The sequence below is a fragment of the Phenylobacterium sp. genome (assembly GCF_024508875.1).
Classification (GTDB): Bacteria; Pseudomonadota; Alphaproteobacteria; order Caulobacterales; family Caulobacteraceae; genus Phenylobacterium.
This window is the reverse complement of the sequence record NZ_JANINU010000309.1, coordinates 1-1,911: the sequence shown is the minus strand read 5'-3', so window position 1 is coordinate 1,911 and position 1,911 is coordinate 1. Positions and strand designations below refer to the sequence as shown.

At 66.1% G+C, this 1,911-nt stretch carries 1 protein-coding gene; it reads left to right on the top strand.

Annotated features, from left to right (window positions below; all coding sequences use genetic code 11):
• Window positions 1-1,911 (top strand): polyribonucleotide nucleotidyltransferase (gene pnp, locus Q0L11_RS20660; RefSeq protein ID WP_296599772.1); only part of this gene is annotated, 1,911 nt, incomplete at both ends.

Sequence of the window (1,911 nt, the reverse complement as noted above, 5' to 3'; positions counted from 1 at the left end):
ACGCTCGAAACCGGCCGCATGGCCCGTCAGGCCGACGGCGCCGTCCTGGCCACCTATGGCGAGACCATGGTCCTGGCGACCGCCGTCTACGCCAAGAGCGCGAAGCCCGGTCAGGACTTCTTCCCGCTCACCGTGAACTATCAGGAGAAGTTCTACGCCGCGGGCAAGATCCCCGGCAGCTTCCCCCGCCGCGAGGGCGCGCCCTCGCAGAAGGAAACCCTCACCAGCCGCCTGATCGACCGTCCGATCCGCCCGCTGTTCGTGAAGGGCTTCAAGAACGAGGTCCAGGTCGTGACGACCGTGCTGGCGCATGACCTCGAGAACGACCCCGACATCGTCGCCATGGTGGCCGCCTCGGCCGCGCTGGTGATCTCGGGCGCTCCGTTCATGGGCCCGATCGGCGCCGCGCGCGTGGGCTACGTCAACGGCGAGTACGTGCTGAACCCGACGCTCGACGAGATGAAGGAGTCCAAGATGGACCTCGTCGTCGCGGGCACGCAGGACGCCGTGATGATGGTGGAGTCCGAGATCCAGGAACTCTCGGAAGCCGAGGTCCTGGGTGGCGTCACCTTCGCCCACAAGGGCATGCAGGCGGTGATCGACGCGATCATCGAGCTGGCCGAACACTCCGCCAAGGAGCCCTTCGAGTTCACGCCGGACGACACCGACGCCATCAAGGCCGAGGCGAAAAAGCTCATCGGCAAGGATCTGGCCGCGGCCTACAAGATCACCGCCAAGATGGAGCGCCATGCCGCCATCTCCGCGGCCAAGGAAAAGGCCCTGGCCGCGCTCGGCAAGTCGGAGTCCAACCCGACGGGCGTCGACCCGCTGAAGCTTGGGGGCGTCTTCAAGGACCTGGAAGCCGACGTCGTCCGCCGCTCGATCCTGGACACCGGCATCCGCATCGACGGGCGCAAGGTCGATCAGGTCCGCCAGATCGTCTCGGAAGTGGGCGTGCTGCCCCGGGCCCACGGCTCGGCGCTCTTCACCCGCGGCGAGACCCAGTCGCTCTGCGTGGCCACGCTGGGCACCGGCGACGACGAGCAGCTCATCGACGCTCTCGAAGGCAAGTACTACGAGAAGTTCATGCTGCACTACAACTTCCCGCCCTTCTCGGTGGGCGAGACCGGCCGCATGGGCGCCCCCGGGCGTCGTGAAGTCGGCCACGGCAAGCTGGCCTGGCGCGCCCTGCGCCCGATGCTGCCGGCCTATGACGAGTTCCCCTACACGATCCGCCTGGTGTCGGAGATCTTCGAGTCGAACGGCTCGTCTTCGATGGCCACGGTCTGCGGTGGTTCGCTGGCCCTGATGGACGCCGGCGTTCCGATCAAGAAGCCGGTGTCGGGCATCGCCATGGGCCTGATCCTGGAGAAGGACGGCTTCGCGGTCCTCTCGGACATCCTGGGTGACGAAGACCACCTCGGCGACATGGACTTCAAGGTCGCCGGCACCGCCGACGGCATCACGTCGCTGCAGATGGACATCAAGATCGCCGGGATCACCGAGGAGATCATGAAGAAGGCCCTCGAACAGGCGAAGGGCGGTCGCGATCACATCCTCGGCGAGATGAACAAGGCCATGGAGGCGCCGCGCGCCGAACTGGGCGAGTTCGCGCCGAAGATCGAAACCATCAAGATCCCGGTCGACAAGATCCGTGAAGTGATCGGCTCCGGCGGCAAGGTGATCCGCGAGATCACCGCCGAGACCGGCGCCAAGGTGGACATCGGCGAAGACGGCACGATCAAGATCGCCGCCGCCGACCAGGCCAAGATCGACGCGGCGAAGGATTGGATCAAGTCGATCGCCAGCGAGCCGGAGATCGGCCACATCTACACCGGCAAGGTCGTGAAGATCGTCGACTTCGGCGCCTTCGTGAACTTCTTCGGCGCCAAGGACGGCCTGGTCCACGTC